Source organism: Kitasatospora sp. A2-31 (genome assembly GCF_022288725.1).
Taxonomy (GTDB): domain Bacteria; phylum Actinomycetota; class Actinomycetes; order Streptomycetales; family Streptomycetaceae; genus Kitasatospora.
Genome location: NZ_JAKNTA010000132.1, coordinates 1 through 1,710 on the forward strand (window position 1 = coordinate 1; position 1,710 = coordinate 1,710).

At 70.9% G+C, this 1,710-nt stretch carries 1 protein-coding gene; it reads left to right on the forward strand.

The window, feature by feature from the left end; all coding sequences use genetic code 11:
• Positions 1-1,550: glycosyl hydrolase family 18 protein (locus MCM47_RS40180; protein WP_238951778.1), on the forward strand; the 1,550-nt coding region annotated here is incomplete at its 5' end.
• Positions 1,551-1,710: the final 160 nt, after the last annotated feature.

Consider the following 1,710-nt stretch of genomic DNA (forward strand, 5'->3'; position numbering starts at 1 on the left):
CCGCGCCGACCACTCCCGGCACACCCGCCGTGACCGGCTCGGACGCCAACAGCATCTCGCTGGGCTGGGCCGCCAGCACCGACGACGTCGGCGTCACCGCCTACGACGTCTACAACGGCACCGCGCTCGCCGCGACCGTCACCACGCCGTCCGCCACGGTCGGCAACCTGGCGCCCGACACCTCCTACACCTTCACCGTGAGGGCCCGCGACGCGGCCGGGAACGTCTCGCCCGCCTCCGGCCCGGTGACCGGAAGGACCAAGCCGGGCGGCACCAACCCCGGGGCGCTGAAGATCGGGTACTTCACCCAGTGGAGCATCTACGCCCGCGGCTACAGCGTGAAGAAGCTCGACACCTCGGGCTCGGCCGGCCGGCTCACCACGCTCAACTACGCCTTCGCCAACATCCACCCGACCACCAAGCAGTGCTTCATCACCAACAAGGCGGCCGGGAACGACTCCGACCCCAACGCGGGCGACGGCGCCGGTGACGCCTGGGCGGACTACGGCAAGGGCTGGGACGCCGGCAACTCGGTCGCCGGCACCACCGACACCTGGGACCAGAAGCTGGCCGGCAACTTCAACCAGCTGAAGCAGCTCAAGGCCAAGTACCCGAACCTGCGGATCCAGATCTCGATCGGCGGCTGGTCGTACAGCAAGTGGTTCTCCGACGCTGCCGCCACCGACGCCTCCCGCAAGGCACTGGTCAGCTCCTGCATCGACATGTACATCAAGGGCAACCTGCCGGTCATCGACGGCCGCGGCGGCGCGGGCAGTGCGGCCGGCATCTTCGACGGCATCGACCTCGACTGGGAGTGGCCGAACTCCGACGGGCACCTGGGGAACGTCTTCAGGCCTGCCGACAAGGCCAACTACACGCTGCTGGCCCAGGAGTTCCGGCGCCAGCTGGACGCGCTCGGCGCCACCACCGGCAAGCACTACTCGCTGAGCGCCTTCCTCCCGGCCGACCCGGCGAAGATCACCGCGGGCATCGACGTCCCCGGCCTGTTCGGCGCCTTCGACTTCGCCACCATCCAGGGCTACGACTACCACGGCGCCTGGGAGATGACGACCAACCAGCAGTCCGCGCTCAAGGTCGCGGCCGGCGACCCGTCCACCCCGGACCGCCGGTTCAGCTCCGAGATCGCCATCAACGCGTACGTCAACGGCGGCGCCCCGAAGAGCAAGCTCACCCTGGGCATCCCGTTCTACGGCCGCGGCTGGACGGGCGTGCCGCGCGGCACCACCAACGGCCTCTTCCAGAGCGCCACCGGACCGGCGCCGGGCAGCTACGAGAACGGCTTCGAGGACTACCACAAGCTCAAGGACCTGGCCGCGGGCGGCGGTTACACCCTCTACCGGGATCCGGTGGCCGGCTTCGCCTACCTCTACAACGGGACGGTGCTCTACACGTACGACGACCCGACCGAGATCGCCCGCAAGACCGCCTGGATCAAGTCCCAGGGGTTGGCCGGCGCGATGGTCTGGTCGTTCGACGGGGACACCGCGAGCGGTGAGCTGATGGCCGCGGTGGACAACGGCCTGAGGTAGCGCGGACCGCCCGCTCGGGCGGCCGCTCGGATCCGCCCGTCCCCGCCCGTCCCGGTCGAGCGGGCCGGGCAGGGACGGGCGGGGACGGGCGGGGACGCACACCCGGCTGGGCGGCGTGACGGGTCAGCCGGCCCGGCGGGCCAGGTGGACGACGTCCGGC